The organism is Stenotrophomonas sp. GD03680 (genome assembly GCF_029844625.1).
Lineage (GTDB): Bacteria > Pseudomonadota > Gammaproteobacteria > Xanthomonadales > Xanthomonadaceae > Stenotrophomonas > Stenotrophomonas maltophilia_P.
Genome location: NZ_JAOCKC010000013.1, coordinates 56,718 through 80,798 on the forward strand (window position 1 = coordinate 56,718; position 24,081 = coordinate 80,798).

At 67.6% G+C, this 24,081-nt stretch carries 24 protein-coding genes; 14 read left to right on the forward strand and 10 right to left on the reverse strand.

Features of this window, described 5'->3' with window-relative positions:
* The first annotated feature begins 27 nt into the window (after positions 1 to 27).
* The 5 genes from N5J29_RS13950 (at position 28) to N5J29_RS13970 (ending at position 5,558) form a co-directional block, all read left to right on the forward strand.
* On the forward strand, positions 28 to 1,296 hold the full coding sequence (locus N5J29_RS13950) for a sigma-70 family RNA polymerase sigma factor (protein ID WP_164151009.1): 1,269 nt from the start codon (positions 28 to 30) through the stop codon (positions 1,294 to 1,296).
* Positions 1,297 to 1,350: 54 nt separating this feature from the next.
* Positions 1,351 to 3,000 (forward strand): M28 family metallopeptidase, encoded by a 1,650-nt coding sequence (locus N5J29_RS13955; protein ID WP_053518851.1) that lies wholly within the window; start codon positions 1,351 to 1,353, stop codon positions 2,998 to 3,000.
* A 161-nt stretch (positions 3,001 to 3,161) separates the two neighbouring features.
* The gene (locus N5J29_RS13960; RefSeq protein WP_053518853.1) at positions 3,162 to 4,424 is read left to right on the forward strand and encodes a histidine kinase; all 1,263 of its coding nucleotides are present in this window, start codon (positions 3,162 to 3,164) and stop codon (positions 4,422 to 4,424) included.
* Complete coding sequence (locus N5J29_RS13965; RefSeq protein WP_065182534.1) at positions 4,414 to 5,181, forward strand: LytTR family DNA-binding domain-containing protein; 768 nt, start codon at positions 4,414 to 4,416, stop codon at positions 5,179 to 5,181. The genes N5J29_RS13960 and N5J29_RS13965 overlap by 11 nt, the downstream gene beginning before the upstream one ends.
* A gap of 32 nt (positions 5,182 to 5,213) precedes the next feature.
* Positions 5,214 to 5,558 carry a hypothetical protein gene (locus tag N5J29_RS13970; RefSeq protein WP_053518860.1) on the forward strand — a complete coding sequence of 115 codons (345 nt, stop codon included), beginning with the start codon at positions 5,214 to 5,216 and terminating at the stop codon, positions 5,556 to 5,558.
* A 39-nt stretch (positions 5,559 to 5,597) separates the two neighbouring features.
* On the opposite strand, the gene N5J29_RS13975 is transcribed toward N5J29_RS13970, so the two are convergent.
* Together N5J29_RS13975 and N5J29_RS13980 are read right to left on the reverse strand one after the other, a co-directional pair.
* On the reverse strand, positions 5,598 to 6,212 hold the full coding sequence (locus tag N5J29_RS13975) for a hypothetical protein (protein WP_053518857.1): 615 nt from the start codon (positions 6,210 to 6,212) through the stop codon (positions 5,598 to 5,600).
* Positions 6,213 to 6,543: 331 nt separating this feature from the next.
* A complete protein-coding gene (locus N5J29_RS13980) occupies positions 6,544 to 8,655 on the reverse strand; it encodes a M13 family metallopeptidase (RefSeq protein WP_164151007.1) in 2,112 nt (703 codons plus the stop codon).
* 287 nt (positions 8,656 to 8,942) lie between these two features.
* Here N5J29_RS13980 and N5J29_RS13985 point away from each other — a divergent pair, with 287 nt between their 5' ends.
* Positions 8,943 to 11,894 (forward strand): EAL domain-containing protein, encoded by a 2,952-nt coding sequence (locus N5J29_RS13985; protein WP_239519757.1) that lies wholly within the window; start codon positions 8,943 to 8,945, stop codon positions 11,892 to 11,894.
* Between the two features lie 66 nt (positions 11,895 to 11,960).
* On the opposite strand, the gene N5J29_RS13990 is transcribed toward N5J29_RS13985, so the two are convergent.
* Positions 11,961 to 12,842 carry a LysR family transcriptional regulator gene (locus N5J29_RS13990; protein ID WP_164151005.1) on the reverse strand — a complete coding sequence of 294 codons (882 nt, stop codon included), beginning with the start codon at positions 12,840 to 12,842 and terminating at the stop codon, positions 11,961 to 11,963.
* A 94-nt stretch (positions 12,843 to 12,936) separates the two neighbouring features.
* On the opposite strand from N5J29_RS13990, the gene N5J29_RS13995 reads away from it, so the two are divergent.
* From N5J29_RS13995 to N5J29_RS14005, 3 genes are all read left to right on the forward strand, one after another.
* Positions 12,937 to 13,347 (forward strand): DoxX family protein, encoded by a 411-nt coding sequence (locus N5J29_RS13995; RefSeq protein WP_164151003.1) that lies wholly within the window; start codon positions 12,937 to 12,939, stop codon positions 13,345 to 13,347.
* A 31-nt stretch (positions 13,348 to 13,378) separates the two neighbouring features.
* Positions 13,379 to 14,167, forward strand: a complete 789-nt coding sequence (locus tag N5J29_RS14000; RefSeq protein ID WP_164151001.1) for a class III extradiol ring-cleavage dioxygenase — start codon at positions 13,379 to 13,381, stop codon at positions 14,165 to 14,167.
* 115 nt (positions 14,168 to 14,282) lie between these two features.
* Positions 14,283 to 15,926, forward strand: a complete 1,644-nt coding sequence (locus tag N5J29_RS14005) for a Na+/H+ antiporter (protein ID WP_053520275.1) — start codon at positions 14,283 to 14,285, stop codon at positions 15,924 to 15,926.
* A 62-nt stretch (positions 15,927 to 15,988) separates the two neighbouring features.
* Here N5J29_RS14005 and N5J29_RS14010 read toward each other — a convergent pair whose 3' ends face one another.
* Entirely contained in the window at positions 15,989 to 16,237 is a 249-nt protein-coding gene (locus N5J29_RS14010; RefSeq protein WP_053520274.1) for a DUF3297 family protein, read from the reverse strand.
* 89 nt (positions 16,238 to 16,326) lie between these two features.
* Here N5J29_RS14010 and N5J29_RS14015 point away from each other — a divergent pair, with 89 nt between their 5' ends.
* On the forward strand, positions 16,327 to 16,869 hold the full coding sequence (locus tag N5J29_RS14015) for a hypothetical protein (protein WP_053520273.1): 543 nt from the start codon (positions 16,327 to 16,329) through the stop codon (positions 16,867 to 16,869).
* A 46-nt stretch (positions 16,870 to 16,915) separates the two neighbouring features.
* Here N5J29_RS14015 and N5J29_RS14020 read toward each other — a convergent pair whose 3' ends face one another.
* From N5J29_RS14020 to msrB, 5 genes are all read right to left on the reverse strand, one after another.
* Positions 16,916 to 17,191 carry a DUF4031 domain-containing protein gene (locus N5J29_RS14020; protein WP_111186594.1) on the reverse strand — a complete coding sequence of 92 codons (276 nt, stop codon included), beginning with the start codon at positions 17,189 to 17,191 and terminating at the stop codon, positions 16,916 to 16,918.
* 13 nt (positions 17,192 to 17,204) lie between these two features.
* Positions 17,205 to 17,708 (reverse strand): hypothetical protein, encoded by a 504-nt coding sequence (locus tag N5J29_RS14025; protein ID WP_065175386.1) that lies wholly within the window; start codon positions 17,706 to 17,708, stop codon positions 17,205 to 17,207.
* Positions 17,709 to 17,834: 126 nt separating this feature from the next.
* On the reverse strand, positions 17,835 to 18,773 hold the full coding sequence (gene motB, locus N5J29_RS14030; RefSeq protein WP_164150998.1) for a flagellar motor protein MotB: 939 nt from the start codon (positions 18,771 to 18,773) through the stop codon (positions 17,835 to 17,837).
* Between the two features lie 3 nt (positions 18,774 to 18,776).
* Positions 18,777 to 19,631, reverse strand: a complete 855-nt coding sequence (gene motA, locus N5J29_RS14035; protein WP_053518236.1) for a flagellar motor stator protein MotA — start codon at positions 19,629 to 19,631, stop codon at positions 18,777 to 18,779.
* A gap of 92 nt (positions 19,632 to 19,723) precedes the next feature.
* A complete protein-coding gene (gene msrB / locus N5J29_RS14040) occupies positions 19,724 to 20,191 on the reverse strand; it encodes a peptide-methionine (R)-S-oxide reductase MsrB (protein WP_053518238.1) in 468 nt (155 codons plus the stop codon).
* Between the two features lie 140 nt (positions 20,192 to 20,331).
* Here msrB and N5J29_RS14045 point away from each other — a divergent pair, with 140 nt between their 5' ends.
* Both N5J29_RS14045 and N5J29_RS14050 read left to right on the forward strand, forming a co-directional pair.
* Positions 20,332 to 20,706: a classical arabinogalactan protein 4 gene (locus N5J29_RS14045; protein ID WP_111186593.1), complete on the forward strand. Its 375-nt coding sequence runs from the start codon at positions 20,332 to 20,334 to the stop codon at positions 20,704 to 20,706.
* Between the two features lie 140 nt (positions 20,707 to 20,846).
* Positions 20,847 to 21,041 carry a hypothetical protein gene (locus tag N5J29_RS14050; protein ID WP_053518241.1) on the forward strand — a complete coding sequence of 65 codons (195 nt, stop codon included), beginning with the start codon at positions 20,847 to 20,849 and terminating at the stop codon, positions 21,039 to 21,041.
* A 45-nt stretch (positions 21,042 to 21,086) separates the two neighbouring features.
* Here the strand turns inward: N5J29_RS14050 and N5J29_RS14055 are convergent, their stop codons facing one another.
* Positions 21,087 to 21,566 carry a winged helix-turn-helix transcriptional regulator gene (locus N5J29_RS14055; RefSeq protein WP_053518243.1) on the reverse strand — a complete coding sequence of 160 codons (480 nt, stop codon included), beginning with the start codon at positions 21,564 to 21,566 and terminating at the stop codon, positions 21,087 to 21,089.
* Between the two features lie 149 nt (positions 21,567 to 21,715).
* Between N5J29_RS14055 and N5J29_RS14060 the strand changes: the two genes are divergently transcribed.
* Both N5J29_RS14060 and alr read left to right on the forward strand, forming a co-directional pair.
* Positions 21,716 to 23,020, forward strand: a complete 1,305-nt coding sequence (locus tag N5J29_RS14060; protein ID WP_053518245.1) for a D-amino acid dehydrogenase — start codon at positions 21,716 to 21,718, stop codon at positions 23,018 to 23,020.
* A complete protein-coding gene (alr, locus tag N5J29_RS14065; protein WP_164150996.1) occupies positions 22,999 to 24,069 on the forward strand; it encodes an alanine racemase in 1,071 nt (356 codons plus the stop codon). Before N5J29_RS14060 ends, alr begins: the two co-directional genes overlap by 22 nt.
* Positions 24,070 to 24,081: the final 12 nt, after the last annotated feature.

Sequence of the window (24,081 nt, forward strand, 5' to 3'; positions counted from 1 at the left end):
CGGGAACGTGCATGCTGTGATCGGCGCATGCACGAGCCCGCCCTGACCCAGCGCCTGGAGACTCTCTGGCGGATGGAATCGCCAGTGTTGATCGCGCGCCTGGCGCGACTGCTCGGCGGTGATGTCGGCCGTGCCGAGGAACTGGCCCAGGACACCTGGCTGGCTGCGCTGGAGCGTTGGCCGGAGCAGGGCATCCCGGACAATCCTGGAGCCTGGCTGATGACCACTGCGCGCAACCGGGCCATCGATGTACTGCGCCAGCACCAGCGGGTGGCGCAGCAGCATGCGCAGTGGGGCGAGGCACTGCATCCGGCCGCGCTGCCGGCACCGGACGACAGCACCGCGCTGGAAGACGATCTTGGCGACGATCTGCTGCGCCTGATGTTCGTGGCGTGCCATCCGGTACTGCCCGCGGACGCGCGCGTGGCGCTGACCCTGCGCCTGCTCGGCGGGCTGACCACGAGCGAGATCGCGCGCGCGTTCCTGCAGCCGGAACCGACCATCGCCCAGCGCGTGGTGCGCGCCAAGCGCACGCTCGCGCAGAAGCAGGTGCCCTATGAAGTGCCGCGTGCCGAAGCGTTGCCCGCGCGCCTGGCCTCCGTGCTGGAAGCGATCTACCTGGTGTTCAACGAAGGCTACGCCGCCAGTGCCGGCGATGACTGGATGCGGCCAGCGCTGTGCGAGGAGGCGCTTCGCCTGGCGCGCATTCTCGCCCACCGCATGCCGGCCGCCGCCGTGCTGGGACTGCTGGCACTGATGGAACTGCAGGCGTCGCGCGCCGCGGCGCGGGTGGATGCGCAGGGCCGGCCGGTGCTGCTGGACCAGCAGCACCGCGCACGCTGGGACTGGCTGCAGATCGAACGCGGGCGGCAGGCGCTGGCGCGCGCGCTGTCGGCCGGCGGTAGCGACGATCCCTACGTGCTGCAGGCCTGCATTGCCGAGTGCCACGCAACGGCGCGCCAGGCCGACCAGACCGATTGGGCACGCATCGCCGGGCTGTATTCGCGGCTGCTGCAGATCCAGCCTTCGCCTGTGGTGGCGTTGAACCGGGTGGTGGCCATCCTGCGCAGCGAGGGCGCGTTCGCTGCCTGGGCGCATCTGCAGCCGCTGCTCTCCGATGACCGTCTGCGTGACTACGCACCGTTGCAGGTCGTCCGTGGTGAAGTGCTGCAGCACCTGGGTCGGGTCGAAGACGCCCGGCAGGCGTTCCAGGCCGCTGCCGCGCTCACCGACAACGTGCGCGAACGCGATCACCTGCTGGCGCGGGCCCATCCGACAGTGCCAAAAGCGCCTTAAATCCCTCGGGCCCCTTTTGTACACTCGGCTGGGATTTCCCTGCTGGAGAGAGCAATGAAACGAGTAGCACTGGGCGTGCTGGCCCTGTCGGTGTCGGGCGCGCTGATGGCGGCCACGCCAAAATTCGATGGCGCGCGGATTTCCGCCGACGTGAAGGAACTGGCCTCGGACGCGTATGAGGGCCGTTCGCCGGCCACTGCGGGCGAAGCGAAGACCATCGCCTACCTGAGCAAGCAGTTTGCCGACGCCGGCCTGCAGCCGGGTGGCGACCTGAAGGATGGCAAGCGCCTGTGGACCCAGGCCGTGCCGCTGCGCAAGGGCGACATCGTGGGGACGCCGCAGCTGGCCCTGCATCAGGGCGACAGGACCATCGCGCTGGAGCAGGGCAAGCAGATCGCCGTGCGCGCGGCGATGAACGGCGCCAGCACGGTGGACATCAGCAAGGCGCCGCTGGTCTTCCTCGGCTACGGCGTGAAGGCACCGGAGCGCAACTGGGACGACTTCAAGGGCGTGGACCTGAAGGGCAAGATCGCGGTCGTGCTGATCAACGACCCGGACTTCGAGACCGGCAAGGGCGACTTCGACGGCAAGGGCATGACCTGGTACGGCCGCTGGCCCTACAAGTACGAGGAAGGCGCACGCCAGGGCGCGCTGGGCGTGCTGATCGTGCATGAGACCGCACCGGCCTCGTACGGCTGGGCAACGGTGGCCGGCTCCAACACCAACACCATGTTCGATGTGGTGCGCGACAACCCGGCCGACAGTCACCCCCTGCTGGAAGGCTGGATCCAGCGCGACCTGGCCGTGGACCTGTTCCGCGCGGCCGGCCAGGATTTCGAGGCACTGAAGAAGAAGGCGCAGCAGCGCGACTTCACGCCGGTCACGCTGACCGGCGCCAGCCTGGACGCGAAGTATGCGGTGAAGACCGAAGTGATCACCTCGCACAACGTGGCGGCGCGGCTGGAAGGCAGCAGCCACCCGGACGAGACCGTGATCTACAGCGCCCACTGGGACCACATCGGCGTGGGCGAGCCCGATGCCCGCGGCGACCGCATCTTCAACGGTGCGCTGGACAATGCCAGTGGCACCGCTTCGCTGATCGAACTGGCCCGTGGCTTCGCCAAGGGCAAGCAGCCGCAGCGCTCGCTGCTGTTCCTGGCGGTCACCGCCGAAGAAAAGGGCCTGCTGGGTTCGGAGTACTACGCGACCCACCCGTTGTATCCGCTGGAGAAGACCGTGGCGGTGATCAACATGGATGGCATGGCGCCGTTCGGCCCCTCGCGCGACTTCGGCATCTACGGTGCCGCGCGCTTCGAGCTGCTGGACCAGCTGAAAGAGGTGGCCAAGGGCTGGGACATCCGCTATACGCCCGATCCGAAGCCGGAAGCGGGCCTGTTCTTCCGCTCTGACCATTTCCCGTTCGCCAAGCGCGGCGTGCCGGCGCTGTCCTGGTCGGCCGGACAGGACTGGGTGGACGGGGGCGTGGCTGCTGGCAGGAAGGCGTCGGAGGACTACACCGCCAAGCGCTACCACCAGCAGGGCGACGAGTGGCAGCCCGACTGGGTGTTCGCCGGCGCCGCCCGCGACCTGGAGGTGCTGTACACCCTGGGCAACCAGCTGGCGAACTCGCGCAGCTGGCCGAACTGGAGCAAGGACGAGTCGTTCCGCGCCGTGCGTGACGAAAGCGCGGGGCAGCGGAAGTAAGGGAAGGCGGGGCGCTGCCCCGCCCCCCCCGGTAGCGCCGGGCCACGCCCGGCGTTTCCGTGAGGGGTTCCATCGCGGCTTTCCCGCACTTCGTCGCAGGCCGCTTGTCTGCCCGGCAGGCCGCCCTATGCTCGGCTTACCCCTTTCACCAAGGCGCCGCCGTGTTCGCCAGCCTCACTCTCATTTTCCGTCATCTGTTGGCCTGGGCCGCGGCGCTGGTCGTGGCCGGCATGGTCTGGAGCGGCATCTTCAGCGGCATGAACGATGGCCCGGGCTGGATCTTCGGCCTGCTGGCGATGTTCCTGATGATTACCGCGCTGGGCAGTGCGATCAGCCATGTGCGCCGGGTCTGGCTGGTGGCCGGGCGCCTGGACGCGAGCACGCTGTCCGGGCGCCAGCGTCGGCAGGTGGAACTGCCGATGGATGCCGGCCAGGCCTTTGCCGTGGTCGAGGCGGCCGTGGCCGAGCTGCCCCGGGTGGAGGACGTGGAAAGCGCGGCCGGCAGCCTGCAGGTGCGCGCCTACGTGCGCCGCGTCGACCCCTGGAACGGCCGCCAGCCCTCGCGCTGGAACCTGCCCGCGCGGCTGGCGATCAAGCGCAACGGTGTGCTGGCCACGGTCACGCCCGGGCAGGGCACCAGTACCGTCACCCTGCTGTTCGAGCCCGATGCGGGCTGGTGGGCCGATCTGCTGGCGCTGGACGAGGGCAGCAACTACGAGAATGCCGAAGCGGTCACCCGTGCGATCAGCCGTCGGGTGGCCGACCAGCGCCGCACCGAGCAGGCCGCCGCGGAGCAGACCCAGGTGGAAAAGGAGCTGTCGGTGGCGCGCCTGAACCTGCTGCACGCGCAGGTCGAGCCGCACTTCCTGTACAACACGCTGGCCAATGCCCAGGTGCTGACCCGCACCGATCCGGCGCGGGCCGAGCAGATGCTGGGGCACCTGATCCAGTACCTGCGCAGTTCGTTGCCGCAGGTGGACGAATCGATGTCGACCCTCGGCGTGGAGCTGGAGCGTACCCGCGCGTACCTGGAGATCCTGCGGATCCGCATGGGCGCAAGGCTGGCGGTGGAGGTGCAGGTGCCGCCGGAACTGCATGCGGTGAAGCTGCCGGCGATGGCGCTGCAGACGCTGGTCGAGAACGCGATCAAGCACGGCCTGGAGCCCAAGCCCGGAGGGGGAACGATCTGGATCCTGGCGCGCGGTTTCGACGACCACGTGACGGTGACCGTGGCCGATGATGGGCTCGGCTTCAGCCAAGGCACCACCAGTGGCACCGGCATCGGCCTGAAGAACCTGCGCGAGCGGCTGCGCCTGACCTGCGGCGAGCAGTCCGGCGTAGCGATCGTCGCCAATTTCCCCAGCGGCGTTGCTGCGACCATGACATTGCCGCCATCCAGCAAGGAGCGCAGCCATGCCGCTTGAAGCCCTGATTGCCGAGGACGAGGAACTGCTGCGGCAGTCGCTGGTGGACCAGCTGCGCCGGCTGTGGCCGGAGCTGAAGCTGGTGGCCGAGTGCGAAGACGGCGCCAGTGCACTGGAGCAGCTGGCCGAGAAGCAGCCGGACATCGCTTTCCTCGACATCCGCATGCCGGGCATCACCGGCATCGAGGTCGCGCGTGCACTGTCCGAGCTCAGCCCGCGCACGCAGGTGGTGTTCGTCACCGCCTACGACCAGTACGCCATCGATGCCTTCGAACAGGGTGCGATGGACTACCTGCTCAAGCCGGTCAGCGATGAGCGCCTGCTGGCCACGCGCGAGCGCATCCTGGCGCGGTTGCCCTCCACGCGCCACGATGATGCGGTGCTGGAACGCCTGCTGCAGCGTCTGGGACCGGGACAGAACGATGACCGCCCGCCGCTGGCGTGGATCACCGCCAGCAATGGCCGCGAGACCCAGCTGATCATGCTGGAGGACGTGGTCTACTTCCGCGCGGACAACAAGTACACCACCGTGATCACCGCCGCCGGCGAGAGCCTGCTGCGCACCCCGCTGCGCGAACTGCTGGAAGTGCTCGATCCGCAGCACTTCCGCCAGATCCACCGCTCGACCATCGTCAACATGAAATCGGTCGCTGCGGTCAGCCGCGACGATACCGGGCGCGGTGTGCTGCGCCTGCGCCAGCGGCCGGAAACGCTGGTGGTCAGCCAGCCCTTCATGAGCCTGTTCCGCGGCATGTAGCCGCGACGTTGCATCTGCCCCGAGGAATGACCATGCCCCGTCTGCTGCTTGTGTGTGCTGTGCTGCTGGCACTGGCCGGCTGCGAAAAATCCAGTAATTCCTCGATTACCCGCGCGCGCGCCAACGGCGTGGACACGCTGTACAGCAAGGGCACCGTCGTCGATGGTCAGGCGCGGTTCCAATGCATCGCCAGCAGCAGTGGCAGGTGCCACTATCTCGTGCTGGATCCGGCCTGCAGCACCGAGGCCACCTGCGCCACGCCGCCCCTGCGGCGTTTTTCGGTGGCCGTAGGCCAAACCGAAACCATGCGAGGCCTGCCCGAGGGCTTCCACCAATGCGTCAGCCAGGACCCGATAGAACAATGCCACCGTGAGTGATCACGGTGGCATTGTGGACCCCCCCGTTTTCCGCAAGGGTCAGTAGGCAGGCTGCAGCGTCAGTTCGTGATGGTGTTCGGTTTCGCCTACATGGTTCAGCCGCCCGACCAGTTCGGAGTGCTGCTTCATCCGTCCGATCTCGGTCATGATGCGGATGTCCTCATGGCGCAGCTCGCGCCTGGCGGTGACCGCCTGCTTGTAGTCCAGCACTTCCGGGTAGTGCTCGGCCAGGTCCAACGCCTCGGCCACATGCTCGACGCTGTCGGCCTTGGAACTGATGCGGGCCCGGCTGTTGAAGGCTTTCATCCAGCGCTCGAAGCCGGCCTGCTGGTCGAACATGTTGGCCATGAACCAGATCACGAACAGGATCGAGACCCATGAGCCGAACACGATCACCACGCGGGTGAAGGTGATATGGAAGTCGTCACGCCACAGGTAGTTGGCGATCAGGCCCAGAATCACCAGCGACGCCGCCTGCCAGCCGATGATGGAGGCGATCAGCCACTGGCACTTGGCCTGGGCCAGCACCGCCACTTCATCGCGGATCTGCTGCTCGCTGAGATTGCGCCAGTGCGCGACCTGTTTGTCGAACGGGCTGCTGTAGAGCTCGTTGTCGCGAAGCAGAATTCCCAAACCCTTGAACAAAGCAATCATGGCTGGCTCCTTGTGGAACGTGCGTCGATCAGCGTTGGACGGTGTGGCGGGTTCAGTTCTAGCACTTCCAGCGAGCGGTGCAATGGGCGGAACGCCAAGCGGCGTAAGGGTCTTGTCCGGCCGGGTGAAGTTTTGTGCGATGCAGCACAGTGCCCGCACCCTGCGACAGGATGTCGCAGGGTGAAACGTGCTGCGGGCGCACATGAAACCGGGGATGAGCAGGGATCCCGGCAATCGGCCTCGTCTTCGGCCTGAATCGGCACCGACCGCGCAGCCTGCCAGGCCCGGTGCGGATGAAAACGGGCGCCTCGCGGCGCCCGTTTCCCTCATCTCACCAGACTTTGACCCGCTTGTCGGGGGCCAGGTACAGCTTCTGGCCCTCCTTCACCTCGAACGCCGGGTACCAGGCGTCGATGTTGCGCACGGTGAGCGCGCGGAACTGGCCCGGCGCGTGCACGTCGGTCAGCAGCGAATTGCGCAGCGCCTGCTCGCGGCTCTTGCTGCGCCATGCCTGGGCGAAGCCGAGGAAGAAGCGCTGGTCCGGGGTGAAGCCTTCCAGGGTCTGGCCCGGCTTGCCCTGCAGCGACAGCTGGTAGGCGTCGTACGCCGTTCCCAGACCGGCGACGTCGGCGATGTTCTCGCCCAGCGTCAGCTTGCCGTTGACGTGCACGCCGGGGAACGGCTCGTAACTGCTGAACTGGGCCGCGAGCGCGTCGCCGGCGGCGTTGAACTGCTTCAGGTCCTCGGCGGTCCACCAGTTGTGCAGCTTGCCGGTCTCGTCGAACAGCGCGCCGGCATTGTCGAACCCGTGGCTGATCTCATGGCCGATCACCGCACCGATCGCACCGTAGTTCACCGCATCATCGGCGGCCCCATCGAAGAACGGCGGCTGCAGGATCGCGGCCGGGAACACCAGGCGGTTCTCCAGCGGCACGTTCATCGCGTTGATGGTCTGCGGCAGCATTGCCCACTCACCGTGGTCGACCGGCTTGCCCAGCTTGGCGATGTTGCGCTGGTACTCGAACAGCTCGGCGCGCTGTGCATTGCCCAGCGGGTCGTCGCGGCGGATTTCCAGACCGCTGTAATCGCGCCATTTTTCCGGATACCCCATGCCCACGGTCAGGCCGGCCACCTTTGCCTTGGCGCTGGCCTTGGTCTGCGGCGACATCCATGACAGCGCGTCGATGCGCCTGGCGAACGCGGCGATGATGTTCTTCGCCATTTCGTCCGCGCGCTCCTTGGTCCTGGCGTCGAAGTGCTTCTCGACATAACGCTTGCCGATGGCCTCACCGACGGCGTGGTTGGCATCATCCACCGCGCGCTTCCAGCGATCGCTCTGCTGCGGCGTGCCGCTCAGCGCGGTGCCGTGGAAGGCGAAGCGGGCATCGGCGAACTTCTTCGGCAGGTACGCCGCGGCGCGATCCAGCGCATGGAAGGCCAGGTAATCCTTCCAGACCTCCAGCGGCTCGGTGGCCACCAGCCTGGACAGGCCGGCCACCGCCCTGGGCTGCCAGACGATGAAGTCCTGCTGCTTGCCCAGTGCAGCGGCATCGAGGAAGGCGGTCCAGTCCATGCCCGGGGCCTTGGCGTTGAAGTCAGCCTGGGTCCAGGGGTTGGCACCCTTGGTCACGTCGTTGGTTTCTTCCTGGGTGGCGTGCGCCTGCGCGATCTTCGTTTCCAGCGCAACGATGCGCTGCGCCTTGCCGGCCGGGTCGGCGCTGCCGGCCAGCTGCAGGAGCTGCGCGATATAGGCCTGGTACTGCTTGCGCAGTTCGGCCATGCGGCCGTCGCCCAGATAGAAGTCGCGGTCGGGCATGCCAAGTCCGCCCTGCACCAGATATGGCGCGGTGCGGTCCGGCTGCAGCAGATCGACCGAGACCCACAGGCCGAACAGGCGGTCGGTGTAGAAGTTGGTGGCATTGAGCAGGTCGACATCGGCGCGCATGTCGCCGCCCAGCGCGCGGGCCAGGCCGGCCTTGTCAGTGATCGCATCGATCGCCTTCAGCTGCGGCTGCACCGGTGCGATACCCCGCTGCTCGATGCCGGCCTCATCCATGAACGCGGCGTAGTAGTCGCCGATCAGCTTGTCCTCGCCGTTGGCCTGGGCATTGCCGGCAGCGCCTTCGAGGATGGCGCGGGTGTCGGCCTGGGTCTTCTCCGCGATGACGTTGAAGCTGCCGAAGCGCGAGCGGTCGGCGGGGATCTGGGTGTTCTTCACCCAGGTGCCATTGGCGAAGCCGAAGAAATCGTCTCCGGCGACGATGCTGCGATCCATGCCGCTGGCATCGAAGCCGAAGCTGCCCAGCATCGGCTTGGCGGCTGCGGGGGCGGATGCGGCCGGCGCGGCGGTACTGGCCGCCGGATCGGCGGCGCGGTCGCAGGCGGCCAGGGACAGGCTGGCAGCAATGGCCAGTGCCAGGGTGGGACGGCGCAGCTTGGACATGGACTTCTCTTGCGGCGGGAAAACGCCAAGTCTAATCCGCTCCGATGCGATGGGTCGCACCGTTGTGGCGCAAGGCTGTGCACGATCTGGCTGAACGCGGTGCGGCGATCTTCACGCCGTCACCGCCGTGGTGCATGCTGCATGCCGGACCCCTGCGCGGACGCAGGGCGGTGATCCGGCTTGGCGGGCCCGGCGGTCAAGAATGGCAGTCGCCGGCCGCTGAGGTCGGGGATGTGGAGGAATCGTTCGCGCATGAAGCCAGCCGACTGGACAGGGAACACCCACCGATGCCCGCGCTGAGACGCGCGTTGGCCCGGCCACTGCGCGCCATCACCTGGGGCGGGGTGGTGCTGGGCGTGCTGCTGGTGGCCGGTCTGGCGATGATGCTGGTCAATGACCACCATCGGCGGTTGGAAGCGGCGCAGCGGCAGAGCCGGGCACTGGCGGTCGGCAGCGAGCGCCTGCTGGCATTGCAGCTGCGCAATCTGGAGCGGGCGATGGGCGGCATTTCCGCCGACGCCGCCGAGCTGTTCCGGAGCGTGCCGGCACAGGCACCGCGGCTGCTCGATGCGGCCGTGGCCGGCGTGCTGCAACGGCACGCCGAGCTGCACAGCATCGTGGTGCTCGACAGCTACGGACGTGCGCTGACCGCGGGCCAGGGCGACCTGCAGCTGCCCCTGTGGACCGATCCGCAACGGCGCGGCCCTGGCAGTGCGCTGTACATCGGGCCGCCGCAGCGGGGCAGCGATGATGGCTGGGTGGTGCCGCTGGCGCTGCCGCTGGACGACGACCGCTGGCTGCTGGCGCGCCTGCGCTGCGGCGAACTGCAGCGCATCATCGGCGGGCTGGACGTGGGCCCGAACGGCCTGGTGTCGATCAGTGATGCCGAAGGCTATATGTTGGCGCGCGTGCCCGATCCGCATGGCACGGTCGGACACCGCTACGAGCTGCCCGGGCGCGATCTGCTCGGCAGGCAGGCGGTGATCGAACTGGGGAACATGCCCGGCGTGGTCGACGGCGTGCCGCGCATCACCACCATCAGTACGCTGGAACGCAACCCGCTGGCGGTGCAGGTGGGCCTGGCCGAAAAGGACGTGCTGGCGCCGTGGTGGCCCTACCTGCAGGCATCGGTGGCCATCGTGCTGGTCTATGTGGCCGTGCTGCTGGTGCTGTTGTTCGCCGTCCGGCGAACGATCCGCCGGCAGCAATCGATGGCCGAGGAACTGCAGGCCGGCAATGCGGAACTGCGGCTGGCCCACCAGGTCGGGCGGGTCTGCACCTGGTATGTCGATGAGGACGCTGCACTGCTGCGCTGGTCACCGCTGGCACGCGAGATCTTCGGCGTACAGACCGACGCGCTGCCGGTGGCCGATTTCTTTGCCCGGGTGCACCGCGATGATGCCGCACGGCTGCAGAAGGCGTTTGACCAGGCATTTGCCGGCAACGCGGTGATGGATGAGGTATTCCGCCTGGTGCTGCCGGGGGGTGCGGTGCGCTGGGTCGGCGCGCGGGGCCAGCGCGTGCCGGTGGCCGATCGCCAGCGGCGCATGATCGGCGCGCTCACCGATCTCAGCGAGCGGTATCAGGCCCGTGAACAGATGAACCAGGTCGAACGGCGCTTCCGCCTGCTGTTTGACCGCAATCCTGCGCCGTTCTGGGTGTTCGATCCGGACACGCTGCGCTTCATCGAGGTCAACGATGCGGCCGTGCGGCAGTACGGCTACAGCCGTGAGGAATTCCTCACCATGAGCATCCTCGACATCCGGCCGCGGGAAGGGTGGGACGAGGTCAAGGGAGCCATCGCGCGGGCGCGCGTGGGCGACCTTCCCGATGCTGCCGTGCGCCTGCACCGGCGCAAGGATGGCAGTGTGTTCGAAGTGCGCGCGCATTTGTCCCGGCTGGATTTCGATGGCCAGCCGGCCTGCCTGGTACTGGCCGAGGATGTCAGCGAGCGGATGGCCTATGAGCGCGACCTGGCTTACCAGGCGCGGCACAACCCGGCGACCGGGCTGCTCAACGTGCGCGCGCTGACCGAGCAGCTGGATGCCCAGGCGGAGGGCTATACCATCGCCTTCGTGCAGCTGCGTGGCCTGCAGCTGGTGGCCGACACGCTGGGCCGGGAGATCGGCGATGCGGTGCTGCAGTCGATGGCCTCGCGCCTGGCTGTGCTGGCGGCACGTTACGGCGCGCTGGCCTTCCAGCCGGCGGAAGATTTCGTGTTCGCCATCGGCGCCGCGCATGACACCCGGCGCGTACTCGACGATCTGCTGCAGATCGTGTCGGCACCAATGCGTGGCAAGGATTCGCTGCACCAGTTCGAGCCGCGCATCGGCGTGGCGGTTCACACGGCAGATGATGGCCACAGCGCCGAGCAGGTGATCGGCATGGCGGCACAGGCGGCGCACGCCGCGCGCGCCGAAGGGGATGTGGTGGCCTGGTTCGACGCTGCGGTGACCACGCGCCTGGCTGATCGCCTGCGCCTGGCCGGGCGCATCCATGCGGCGATCGACAGCGAGTTCCAGCTGTACTTCCAGCCGATCCGGCACGCCAGCGACGGCAGTCCGGCGGCACTGGAGGCATTGCTGCGCTGGCCGCAAGCCGATGGCAGCTTCATTCCTCCCAACGAGTTCATCCAGCTGTGCGAGGACACCGGCCTGATCCTGGCCCTGGGGCGCTGGGTGATCCGTGCGGCGGCCCAGGCGCAGCGGCGCCTGGTGGAGGCGGGTTGGGGCGATCTGCCGATCGCGGTGAACGTGTCGGCCGTGCAGTTCTTCAACAGCGACCTGGTGGCCGAGTTCACCCGTGCCCAGCAGGACTTCGGCCTGGCCCGCGGCGCGCTGCATGTGGAGCTGACCGAGAGCAGCCTGATGCGCAAGCCGGCGCAGGCGATGCAGACCATGCAGCGCCTGCACGAGCAGGGCATCTGCGTGTCGCTGGATGATTTCGGTACCGGCTACTCCAGCATGTCCTACCTGCAGCACCTGCCGCTGGACATCCTCAAGATCGACCGCAGCTTCGTCGCCGACGTGGAGACCAATCCGCGCAACGCATCGATCTGCAGGGCGCTGCTGTCGCTGGGCCACAGCATGGGCCTGACCATCATTGCCGAAGGCGTGGAAACGCCGGGGCAGCTCGACTGGCTGGCCGCGCACGGTTGCGACCAGGTGCAGGGCTACCTGCTGGGACGTCCGGCCCCTCTGGAGCGGATCATCGGCATGCTGGACGAGGTCGCTGTCTAGCCCATGTTGCGGCTCGCCGGGCACGGCCTTGCGCCCGCGTGTCACGGGTGTTGTCCGGTGGCGCGGTCAGATCCCGGCCTCCACCAGGTAATCGATGAAGCTGCGTACCTTCGGCGCCAGGTGGCTGCGACTGGTGTAGACGGCGAAGATGCCGATCGGCGCCGCTTCCCAGTCCGGCAGGATGCGCACCAGGCGGCCGTCGGCCAGCGCCTCCTGGAGCAGGAAATCCGGTTGCAGGATCACGCCCATGCCAGCAATGGCCGCCTCGCGCAGCACGTCGCCGTTGTTGGCGCGCAGCACGCTGTTCACCGTGACCTGGACGTCGCCTCCGGGGCCGTGCAGTGGCCACTGGTCGCCGCCGGCCCAGTAGCTGTAGCCCAGGCATGCGTGATCCTGCAGTGCCTGCGGCGTGGCCGGCGCGCCGTGCGCAGCCAGGTAGGAGGGCGCCGCGCACAGGCTGATCCGCGATTCGCCCAGGCGACGCGCGATCAACGTGGGCCCGGGCTCGCGGGTGATGCGGATGGCCACGTCGTAGCCTTCTTCGACCATGTCCACCAGGCGGTCGGACAGGGCCAGGTCCAGTTCCACCTGCGGGAACCGCTCGCGGAAGCCGGCCAGCAGCGGGCCGAGACGGGCGATGCCCCAGCTGACCGGCGCATTGATGCGCAGCAGACCGGACGGTTCCAGTGCCTGTGCGCCGATGCTGGCCTCCAGTGCGTCGAACTCCGCCAGCAGGCGCACGCACTGCGCGTAGTACGCGGCGCCGGCACTGGTGGGGCTGACCCGGCGGGTGGTGCGGTGGAGCAGCCGCGTCGACAGGCGCTTCTCCAGCGCCGCAACCTGCCGGGTGACGCCGGCGGTGGACAGATCCAGTGCCTGGGCGGCCGCACTGAAGCCGTTGCGCTCGACCACGGCCACGAACACACGCATGGCGTCCAGAGTGTCCATTGTTGCGCCTTATGAAATAAATACGGTCGAATCATCGTATTTATTGGCATGGGTCGGCGCAATAAGCTGTGCTTCTTCCCTTCGAGGCCCCGCCATGACGACCTCTGTTGCTTCCGCTCCGCCCCTGGCGCCCTATGGCGCGACGCTGCTGCGCCTGGCCCTGGGCGTCCTGTTCCTGGTCCACGCGTTGACCAAGCTGCTGGTGTTCACCCCAGCCGGTACCGCGGCGTTCTTCGAGTCGCTCGGTTTGCCGGGTGTGCTGGGTTACCTCACCCTCGCGGCAGAACTGGTGATTTCCGCAGCCCTGCTGCTCGGTGTCTACGCGCGCTGGTTCGGGCTGGCCGGCGTGCCCCTGTTGCTGGGCACCATCGTCACCGTGCACGGCGCGAACGGCTTCGGCTTTGCCAATGCTGGCGGTGGCTGGGAGTACCCGGCCTTCTGGGCGCTGGCGCTGGTGGTGCTGTTCCTGGTCGGTGACGGTCGCTGGACCCTGCGTTCGCGTTGAGCGCTGGCTGATACTGCAAACGGAGAATTCCATGTCCCGCCTGCCTTCGCTGTACATCTCGCACGGCTCCCCGATGACTGCGCTGCAGCCGGGCGAGGTGGGCGTGCGCCTGGCCGAACTGGCCCGCGACCTGCCCACGCCGCGCGCCATCGTCATCGCCTCGGCCCACTGGCTGGGGCGGCAGCCGTTGGTCGGCGCCCACCCGCAACCGCCGACCCTCCATGACTTCGGCGGCTTCCCGCGCGCGCTGTTTGAACTGCAGTACCCGGCACCGGGCGATCCGGCGCTGGCCGAAGACATTGCCGGGCGCATCGCCGCGGCAGGCCTGCCGGTGGCCATCGATACCCAGCGTGGTCTCGACCACGGCGCTTGGGTGCCGCTGCGCCTGCTGCGTCCGCAGGCCGACATTCCCGTGGTGCCGGTATCGATCCAGCCGTTGCTGGGGCCTGCGCACCAGTTTGCGCTGGGCCGCGCGCTGGCACCTCTGCGCGAACAGGGCGTGCTGCTGGTCGGCTCGGGCAGCATCACCCACAACCTGCACGACTGGGGCGACTACCAGGACGGCAAGGAAGCGCCCTATGTGCGGCCGTTCATCGAGTGGGTGGAGCAGCGGCTGGCGGCCGATGACCGCCCGGCGCTGTTGGACTACCGCCGGCAGGCACCGTTCGCCGAACGCGCCCATCCCACCGATGAACACCTGTTGCCGCTGTTCTTCGCGATGGGTGCGGCCGGTGACCACCGCTTCGGCGCACGTCGCATCGATGCCGGCGTCGATGGCGGCTTCCTGGCGATGGACATCTACCGCTTCGACGGGGCATGAGCCTGTGCTGACGCAGCGTCGCCGCGGTTGTCGCAGCCGTGGTCGCCTGTGGTAGTTTTTTCCGGGTTTCCGGCGCTGGCTTCATGCCCCCCGCGCGCCGCTTCCTGGAAGAAGCATGCATACCATTGAAGTCGTGCTGGCGATGCTGGTGGCGGTCGTCGCCAGCGGATACCTCGTCCGCGTCCTGCCGTTCTCACTGCCGCTGCCACTGGTGCAGATCGGTCTGGGCGCGGTCATTGCCGGCGTGTTCAACCGCGGCCATGCGCTGGAGCCGGAAGTGTTCTTCCTGCTGTTCCTGCCGCCCCTGCTGTTCCTTGACGGCTGGCGCATCCCCAAGCAGGGCCTGTTCCGCGACAAGGGCGCGATTCTCGAGCTGGCGTTCGGCCTGGTGGTGTTCACCGTCATCGGCGCCGGCCTGCTGATCCACTGGATGATCCCGGTGATGCCGCTGGCGGTGTGCTTCGCGCTGGCGGCGATTGTTTCGCCGACCGATCCGGTGGCCGTTGGAGCGATCGCCTCCAAGGCCCCCATTCCCAAGCGGCTGATGCACATCCTCGAGGGCGAATCACTGCTCAACGACGCCTCCGGTCTGGTCTGCTTCCGCTTCGCGGTGGCGGCGGTGATGACCGGTACCTTCTCGCTGGCCACCGCTTCGCTGACCTTCCTGTGGGTGGCGGTGGCGGGCCTGGCGGTGGGCGTGGCGGTGACGCTGGGCGTGTCGACCTTCCAGCGTTGGTTGTGGCGCCGTTTCGGTGAAGAGCCGGGTGCGGCGATGCTGGTCAACCTGCTGATCCCGTTCGCGGCCTACCTGCTGGCCGAAGAGATCAATGCCTCGGGCATCCTCGCGGCGGTCGCGGCCGGCATCTCGATGAGCTACGTGGAAATGACCGGCCGTGTTTCCGGCAGCATGCGCGTGCAGCGCGCGGGCGTGTGGAACATGCTGCAGTTCAGCTTCAACGGCATCATGTTCGTGCTGCTGGGCGAGCAGTTGCCGGGCATCGTCGAGCGTGCAACCACCACGATGAACGAGACCGGTCACCAGAGCGCATGGTGGCTGTTGGTGTACGTGCTGGTGATCAATGCCAGCCTGATCGCCCTGCGCCTGCTGTGGGTGTGGCTGTCACTGCGCTGGAACCTGCTGCGTGCGCGTCGGCGTGGCCTGGAGCGGGGCGAGGCGCCGAACTGGCGCATCGTGGTGGCCACCTCGGTGGCGGGCGTGCGCGGTGCGATCACCCTGGCCGGCGTGCTGACGCTGCCACTGTTCCTGCCCGATGGCAGCCCGTTCCCCGCACGCGACCTGGTGATCTTCCTGGCTGCAGCGGTGATCCTGTTCTCGCTGGTCGGCGCCAGCGTGGCGCTGCCGCAGCTGCTGAAGGGCCTGCAGTTGCCGGCCGACTCCGGTGAGCGCAAGGAAGAGGATCTGGCCCGCCGGTTGTCCTCGAAGGCGGCGCTGGCCGGGGTGGAGCGCAAGCGGCAGCAGCTGGTGCTGAACCAGAACACCGAGAACGTGCAGTTGTACAACGACGCGGCCTCGCGGGTCAGCCTGCTGTATCAGCGGCACCTGGATCGCGAGAACCCGGACGTGGATCCGGAGAAGGTGAAGCGGATGGAGGAGGGCTATCGCCAGTTGCGCAGCGCCGGCCTCACTGCCGAGCGCGAGGAACTGTTCCGCCTCACCCGGCGCGGCGTGATCTCCGACGAGATCTCGAGGCGCCTGATCCGCAACCTGGATCTGCTGGAGTCGCGCAAGCGCGAGTGACCGGCCCTGTGCATCGGGGTCGGATCCCTTTCCCGCGGAAAGGGATCTGACCCCGGGCTCCGTCAGGCCGGCTTCTGGTCGAGGAAGTAGGCCTCGACCTTGCCTTTGACCTTGATCGTCATCGGGTTGCCGCGACGGTCACGGGCCTTGCCGGCCTGCACGCGGATCCAGCCTTCGCTGACCGAGTATTCCTCGACGTTGTCGCGCTCGACGTCGTTGAAGCGCACGCCGACGCCGCGCTCCAGCGCCTGTGCATCATGGAAGGGGCTGGCCGGATTGATCGCCAGGTGGTCGGGAGGGGTATCGCTCATCGCTTCATTCACAGTGACGGCCACCAAGGCCGGCTTCAGCGATACAGGATAAACCGTAGAATGCCGGCCTGCCCCGAGGAGTTCCCGCCATGCCCGACAACAGCGACTACTTCGACTTCGAGGAGGACGTCCATGATTTCGACGAGGATGGCTTCGAAGCGCGGGTCTGGAACCTGCTGGTACTGATCAACCCGGGCGACGAGGAACTGGCGCTGCAGCAGTTCAACCGCTGGCGCGAGCTGCTGGCCGAAGCCGGCGAACCGCTGGAAGCAGACGCCGATTGGCTGCCGCCACTGCTGTCCGCGATCGGCTGGCAATCCGGCTTCGAGGTGGAGCGGGATGACCTGGAAACGCTGATATCGGCGGTGAACGAGCTGTCCGCGCGCTTCAACCTGCAGCTTGACTGGGGCGGCGACCTGGACGATGAGGATTTCACCGAAGACCTGGATGGCGTGCAGCTGATGTCCACCGCCTTCGACCGCCTGCGCGAGCACAACTACACGCTGTGGAGCGTGGATGCCGGCAGCGCGGGTTTCACCGGCTGGATGGCACTGACCCGTGACGACGACGCCATGCTGGCGCTGTGCTCGCTGCTGAACGTGGAAATCCGCCTGGGCAGCGACCCGTTCTGAGCGTCATCCCGGTTCGCCGGGCCATGCCCGGCGGGGGCGCTGCGGCCTACGGCCGGTACTGCGCCCGCGCGTTGGCGATCACCGCTTTCACCTGTGCGCGGTCCGTGTGCCGTGAAATCGCCACGGCACCCAGTGCGATCGCCTGTGCGCGCAGCTCGGTGGTGACGTCGTAGTGCGCGCCGCTGGCCTTGTTCTGGAAGGCCCGGCGGGGGATGCCGAGCTGCGCCGCCATGGCGTGCAGCTCGGCCAGGGTGTCGGCCATCAGATGCGCCCAGCGCTGGTCGCGCCAGGCATGCACTGCGTCATCGACGTAGACCGTCACCGCCGCGGCCGGATCAGGCCTGCGGCTTGCCGTCGGCGTCGGCGTCGGCGGCCGGAGCAGCCTCGGCGTCAGCGGTACCTTCGGCAGCGCTGGCTTCTTCGGCCACATCGCCTTCAGCGGTCTCGCCCTCTGCTTCCACGCCTTCGAACTCGGCGACCAGCGCGTCCAGGTACTCGTCGGCGGTCTGGCCCGCTTCGGCGGCCAGGGTATCCAGCAGCTTCTGCAGCAGTTCGGAATACTCCAGGCTGACCTTGCGGCCTTCCTTCTCCTGCACGTTGGCCAGGTGCTTGAGCATGGCCAGCATCGGCACCGGGTTCTCGGCATTGCCCATGGTCTGACCGCCGATGGCCAGCAGCCACTCGCGACCCTGCAGGCCGATGGCGGCGACCACCTGGCCGTCCTCGCTGGTCAGCACGGCGTGGTTCTGCACCTGCTGCTGGGCGTTCAGACGGAGGAACGGGCGCTTGGCCTGCTGCTTCTTGCGCTGGTCGCGCTTGGCCTTGGAAGACTTGGACATCGGGGGTGTCACCTGAAAACGGAAAGACCCCCATTGTACCGGGTGCGCCGGGCCATGCCCCTGGTGGGTGCGGACCCTGGTCCGCATGTTTTCCCGGATGTGCGGACCAAGGTCCGCACCCACCGTCTACTTTGCCTCACCCTGCGCCGCCTGTACGTCCGCGTCGATGACCGGCGCCGACAGACCCACCTGTGGACCGGCGCCGGCCAGCGCGGCCTGCTCGGCGGCGCGGGTCATCACCACGATGCTGATGCGGCGGTTGATCGGGTTCTGCGGGTCTGCCCGGTCGAACAGCACCGAGGAGGACAGGCCGACCACGCGGGTGATCTTGCTGTCCTCCAGTCCGCCATCGATCAGGGCGCGGCGGGCCGCATTGGCGCGGTCGGCGCTCAGTTCCCAGTTGCCGTAGCCGCGGGCGGCGGTGTAGGCGGTGATGTCGGTGTGGCCGGTCAGGCTGATCCGGTTCGGCACGTGGTTCAGGTACTCGGCCAGCTCATGCAGGATCTGCTGCGTGTAGGGCTTGAGCGTGGCACTGCCGAGGTCGAACATGGGCCGGTTCTGCTTGTCCACGATCTGGATGCGCAGGCCTTCCGGGGTCAGGTCCAGCAGCAGCTGGTCCTTGAACGGCTCCAGCGCCTGGCTGCGGCTGATCGCTTCCTGCAGTTCCTTCATCAGCTGTTCCAGCTGCTGCTTGTCGCGCTGCTGCTGGTCCACCGGGTGCGGCACGGCTTCCTGCTGGTTCTGGAAGGGATCGTTGCTGCTGCCACGCGAGATGTCGGTGGCGCCGCCGAGCTTGATCATCGACGTGCTGGCACCGCCCGGCCCGGCCATGCCCGGGGCCGGCGTGGCGCTCTGGCCACTGAGCGGGCTGGGGTTGCGGAAATACTCGGAAATGGCCGCACGATCGTTCTTGCTGGTGGTGGCCATCAGCCACAGCACCAGGAAGAAGGCCATCATCGCGGTCACGAAGTCGGCATAGGCCACCTTCCACGAGCCGCCATGGTGGGCGGCATGGCCGGGCTTCCTGACCTTGCGGACGATGACGGTGGGTTTGCTCTCGGCCATGGTTTACTTGACCGTCTTCAGGTGCTGCTCGAAATCGGAGAAGGCCGGGCGCACGTTGGACGGCAACGTCTTGCGGGCGAATTCCAGCGCGATCTTCGGGTTGTAACCGCGCAGGCAGGCCAGTAGTGCGGTCTTCACCGATTCGTAGATGCGGCTGTCCTGCTCGGCACGTGCTTCCATCGCCGCTGCCATCGGGCCGACGAACCCGTAACCCAGCAGGATGCCCAGGAAGGTGCCGACCAGCGCACCGGCGACATGGCCGCCGACCTCGACGATGTCGCCGCCGATCGAGCCCATGGTGATGACGATGCCCAGCACCGCCGCGACGATGCCGAAACCGGGCAATCCGTCGGCCACCTTGGTCAGCACCTGCGACGGGGCCATCGCTTCGGCGTGGTGCTTTTCCAGCTCCAGTTCGAGCAGCGGCTCCAGTTCATGCGGCTCGATGTTGCTGCCGATCATCAGGCGCAGGCAGTCGGTGATGAAATCGATCAGGTGGTGGTCGGCCTGCACCTTCGGATAGTTGCCGAACACGGCGCTCTCGGCCGGGCGTTCGACATGGTCCTCCAGCGCCATGAAGCCTTCCCGGCGCGCCTTGTTGAGCAGTTCGTAGAGCAGGCTGAGGACGTCGATGTAGTCCTGCTGCTTGTAGCGCGGGCCCTTGAACACGCCGACGATGGCCTGCAGCGTCTGCTTGACCGTCTTGGCCGGGGTGCCGACCAGGAACGCACCCAGCGCGGCACCGCCGATGATGACCAGCTCGTAGGGCTGCCAGAGAGCCCCCAGGCGGCCGTGGGCACCGAGGTAGCCCCCGATCACGCTGATGATGACGACCAGGAATCCAACGATGATGAGCATGGGGCAACGCAGGGAGGGGGGATATCTCCTTGTCGGCCCACCCTGCGGATTTCTGAAGAGGGAATTCTGTGAAACCGGTCGGCGGGGTTGTCTCAGCCCGCCACGCCGCTTTCCGCACCGCCACGCTGCAACGGGTTGGGCCAGGCCTCGCCGTTGCCGGCAAACGAAAGTGAGACGGAGTTCAGGCAGTGGCGCTCATGGGTGGGCGGCGGCCCGTCCGGGAACACGTGGCCGAGGTGGCTGCCACAGCGGGCGCAGGTGATCTCGGTGCGGATCATGCCGTGGCTGGTATCACGGATCTCACGCACGTGTGCCGCGTCGTAGGGGGCGAAGAAGCTCGGCCAACCGGTGCCGGAATCGAACTTGGTGCTGGAGCGGAACAGGGGCAGCCCACACAGCCGGCAGCAGTAGACACCCTCACGCTTGTTGTCCAGGAACACGCCACAGAACGGTGCTTCGGTGCCGTGCTGCAGCAGCACGCGGCGTTCTTCGCTGCTGAGGCCGGCGACCAGGGTGTCGGTCTGGGAGGCGGTAGGGGGCGTCAGGTCGAAGGCACTCATGCTGGCTCTCCGTGGGGTCGATGGCCTGGGGATGCCTGCAGACGTGGGGGTGTGACCGCCGTCTTGCAAGTGTGAGCTGCGTTCATGGGCGGCACACGGGCGCGGGCGCATGGTGGGGAGGATTCCTGCTGGAGCGTGCCATGAAGACCCTTTCCATCTGGGTGCTGTCGGCTCTGCTGCCCCTGTCGGCACAGGCCCAGGTGCCCACCACATCGCCGACCACCACCCGCAGCACCACCACCGTGGCGCCAGCGCCGGTGCCGCCGCCCCCACAGCCGGCAAGACCGCAGCCGCAGGTCCTGCCGTCACCGCAGCCGACGCAGCCGATCAAGTCCACCGGCCCGGCGCAGGTGGTGCCGACGCCGGCGCCGAAGCTGCCGGACAAGGTCTATGACCGCAACGGGCGCATCGTTCCCGGCGTCAAGCCGGTCGGCCCGAACCGTGTGTTCGACTCCCGTACCGGCCGCTACTACGACAGTGTGCCGGCCGGCAGTGGCCAGCAGGTCAAGCCATAGGGCAGTCCGCCACCGCCCGCGGCGGGTGGTGACCGCGCCGGCTGAACGCCTGAAAACACACTGCCGCCGCTCACGGCTTTTTCGCCTGTGATTAACCGCCGCAGGACCACCGTGGCCCTGCGCCGGCATCCCGCCGTCGCATGTCCTTCGTCCTTTGGATCGCGATCATGAAGAACCCGCAGAACCGTCATCCCGGCAAGGAAGCGCAGAGCCATAAACCGCAGCAGCAACAGCAGCAACAGCAGCAGATGGACCCGCAGCGGCCGCAGAAGGGCGGCAAACAGCAGGAGACACGTCAGCAGCAGGGCTCGATGAAGCACCCGCAGCAGCGCTGACGCCCCTGGAACAGGGCCGGAACCCGCCGCGCGGGCTCTGGCCCTTCATTCGGGAATCGGCAGGCTGAGCGTCTCCTTGACCTCTTCCATGACGATGTAGCTCTTCGATTCGCGCACGTGCGGCAGGGTCAACAGGGTGCTGCCCAGCAGTTTGCGGTAGGAGGCCATCTCGCTGATCCGCGCCTTCAGCAGGTAGTCGAAGTCGCCGGACACCAGATGGCACTCGAGCACGTTCGGCAGCTTCAGCGCCGCACGCCGGAACTCCTCGAAGATGTCGCCGGACTTGTAGGCCAGGCTGATCTCCACGAACACCAGCAGGCTGGCTTTCAGCGCCGTGGGATCCAGGTGAGCGTGATAGCCGGTGATCACGCCCTCGCGCTCCAGCCGGCGCACGCGCTCGGTGCACGGGGTGGTCGACAGGCCCACGCGCTCGCCCAGCTCGGTAAAGGAAATGCGGCCTTCGGCCTGGAGGATGCGCAGGATCCTGCGGTCGATCTTGTCCAGTTCACGGGGGCGGGCGGCCATGGGCGTCAACCTGGGGAAGTGAATCACGGGGAAACATCTTGCCCGCAGCGTGAAAAACAGGCAAATCGCCTATGAATGGAAGAATATACTTCCCCGATTATGGCCCTGGCGTGCTCAAACGCAGGGAATGATCGGGTTGGAGAATTTCCATGCGAGTCCTAGTTCTCGGCAGCGGCGTGATCGGCACCACCAGTGCCTGGTACCTGCGACAGGCCGGGTTTGATGTCACGGTCGTCGACCGCCAGCCCGGCCCCGCGCTGGAAACCAGTTTCGCCAATGCCGGCCAGCTGTCGTTCGGCTACACCTCGCCCTGGGCCGCGCCCGGCGTGCCGAAGAAGGCGATCGGCTGGCTGTTCGAGAAGCATGCACCGCTGGCGATCCGTCCCGGCATGGATCTGGCCCAGTACCGCTGGCTGTGGCAGATGCTGCGCAACTGCACCCACGAGCGCTATGCGATCAACAAGGCGCGCATGGTGCGCATGTCCGAGTACAGCCGCGATTGCCTGAACGAGCTGCGCGCGCAGATCGGCATCGAGTTCGAGGGGCGCGACCTGGGGACCACCCAGCTGTTCCGCACCCAGCAGCAGCTGGATGCCTCGGCACAGGACATCGAGATCCTGGCCCGCTATGGCGTGCCGTACGAAGTGCTGGATCGCGCCGGCATCATCGCCGCGGAACCGGCGCTGGCGCACGTTGATGGCCTGGTCGGTGCGCTGCGCCTGCCGCGCGACCAGACCGGCGACTGCCAGCTGTTCACCCGCCGCCTGGCGCAGATGTGCACCGACGCCGGTGTCGAGTTCCGATTCGACCAGGACATCAGCGCCATCGAGTCGGATGGAGAGCGCATCACCGGCGTGCGCATCGCCGGCAAGCTGGAGACTGCCGACCGCTATGTGGTCGCGCTGGGCAGTTACTCGCCGGCGCTGGTCGCGCCGCTGGGCATGCGCCTGCCGGTGTACCCGCTGAAGGGGTATTCGTTGACCCTGCCGATCACCGATCCGGCCATGGCTCCGACCTCGACCATCCTCGATGAGAGCTACAAGGTTGCTGTAACCCGCTTCGACAACCGCATCCGTGTGGGTGGCATGGCCGAAGTGGCCGGTTTCGACCTGTCGCTGTCACCGCGTCGCCGCGAGACCCTGGAGCTGGTGGTTCGTGACCTGTACCCGAAGGGCGGGGACCTGTCGCGCGCGCAGTTCTGGACCGGCCTGCGCCCGGCCACGCCGGATGGCACGCCGGTGATCGGCGCCACGCCCTTCCGCAACCTGTATCTCAACACCGGTCACGGCACCCTGGGCTGGACCATGGCGTGTGGTTCAGGTCGCTACCTGGCCGACCTGATGAGTGCACGCCAGCCACAGATCAGCACTGAAGGCCTGGACATCTTCCGCTACGGCCAGTTCGGCCATGCCCCGCAACACGAGAGCCGCACATGCGTCCTGCCCGCGCGCTGATCGATCTGCACGCGCTGCGCAGCAACTACCGGCTCGCCCGCGAGCTGGGGGGCGGCAAGGCGCTGGCGATCATCAAGGCTGATGCCTATGGCCATGGCGCCGTGCGCTGCGCGCAGGCCCTGGAAGACGAGGCCGACGGCTTCGGGGTGGCGACCATCGAAGAGGCGCTGGAGCTGCGCAGGGCCGGTATCCGCGCGCCCATCCTGCTGTTGGAAGGCATTTTCGAAGCCAGCGAGATGGCGCTGGTGGCCGAGCATTCGCTGTGGTTCTCGGTCGGCTCGCCGTGGCAGCTGGAAGCGCTGGCTGCCTTCGACAGCCCGCATCCGTTGACGGTCTGGCTGAAGCTGGACAGCGGCATGCATCGCCTGGGTCTGGACGTGGAGACCTTCCGCGCCGCACACGCGCGCCTGCAGGCGATGCCGCAGGTGGAGCGGATCGTGCTGATGACCCATCTGGCGCGTGCCGATGAACTGGACAGCGAACGTACCCACGAGCAGGCCGCCACCTTCGCACGTGCAATCGAGGGCCTGCAGGGTGAGACCAGCGTGTGCAATTCGCCGGCCCTGCTGGGGTGGCCCGACGTGCGCAGCGACTGGGTGCGCCCGGGGCTCATGCTGTACGGCGCCAACCCGATGCCGGACGACACGGATCTGACCGCGCGGCTGCGCCCGGTGATGACCATGCAGTCCAAGGTGATTGCCGAGCGCTGGATCGAAGCCGGTGAGCCGGTGGGATATGGCGCGCGCTTCGTGGCCAAGGCGCGTACACGCGTGGGCGTGGTGGCCCTGGGCTATGCCGACGGCTATCCCCAGTTCGCGCCGAACGGCACCCCGGTACTGATCGACGGCCAGCCTGGCGTGCTGATCGGTCGGGTTTCGATGGACATGCTGACGGTGGACCTGACCGCACATGCACAGGCCGGCGTTGGCAGCGTGGTGGAACTGTGGGGGCAGGCCCCGACGCTTTCGGAACTGGCGCCACGTTGCGGGGTGAGCGCCTACCAGCTGCCCTGCGCGGTCAAGCGGGTCGCCCGCGTCTACCGCGATTGATGCGCCGCCGGG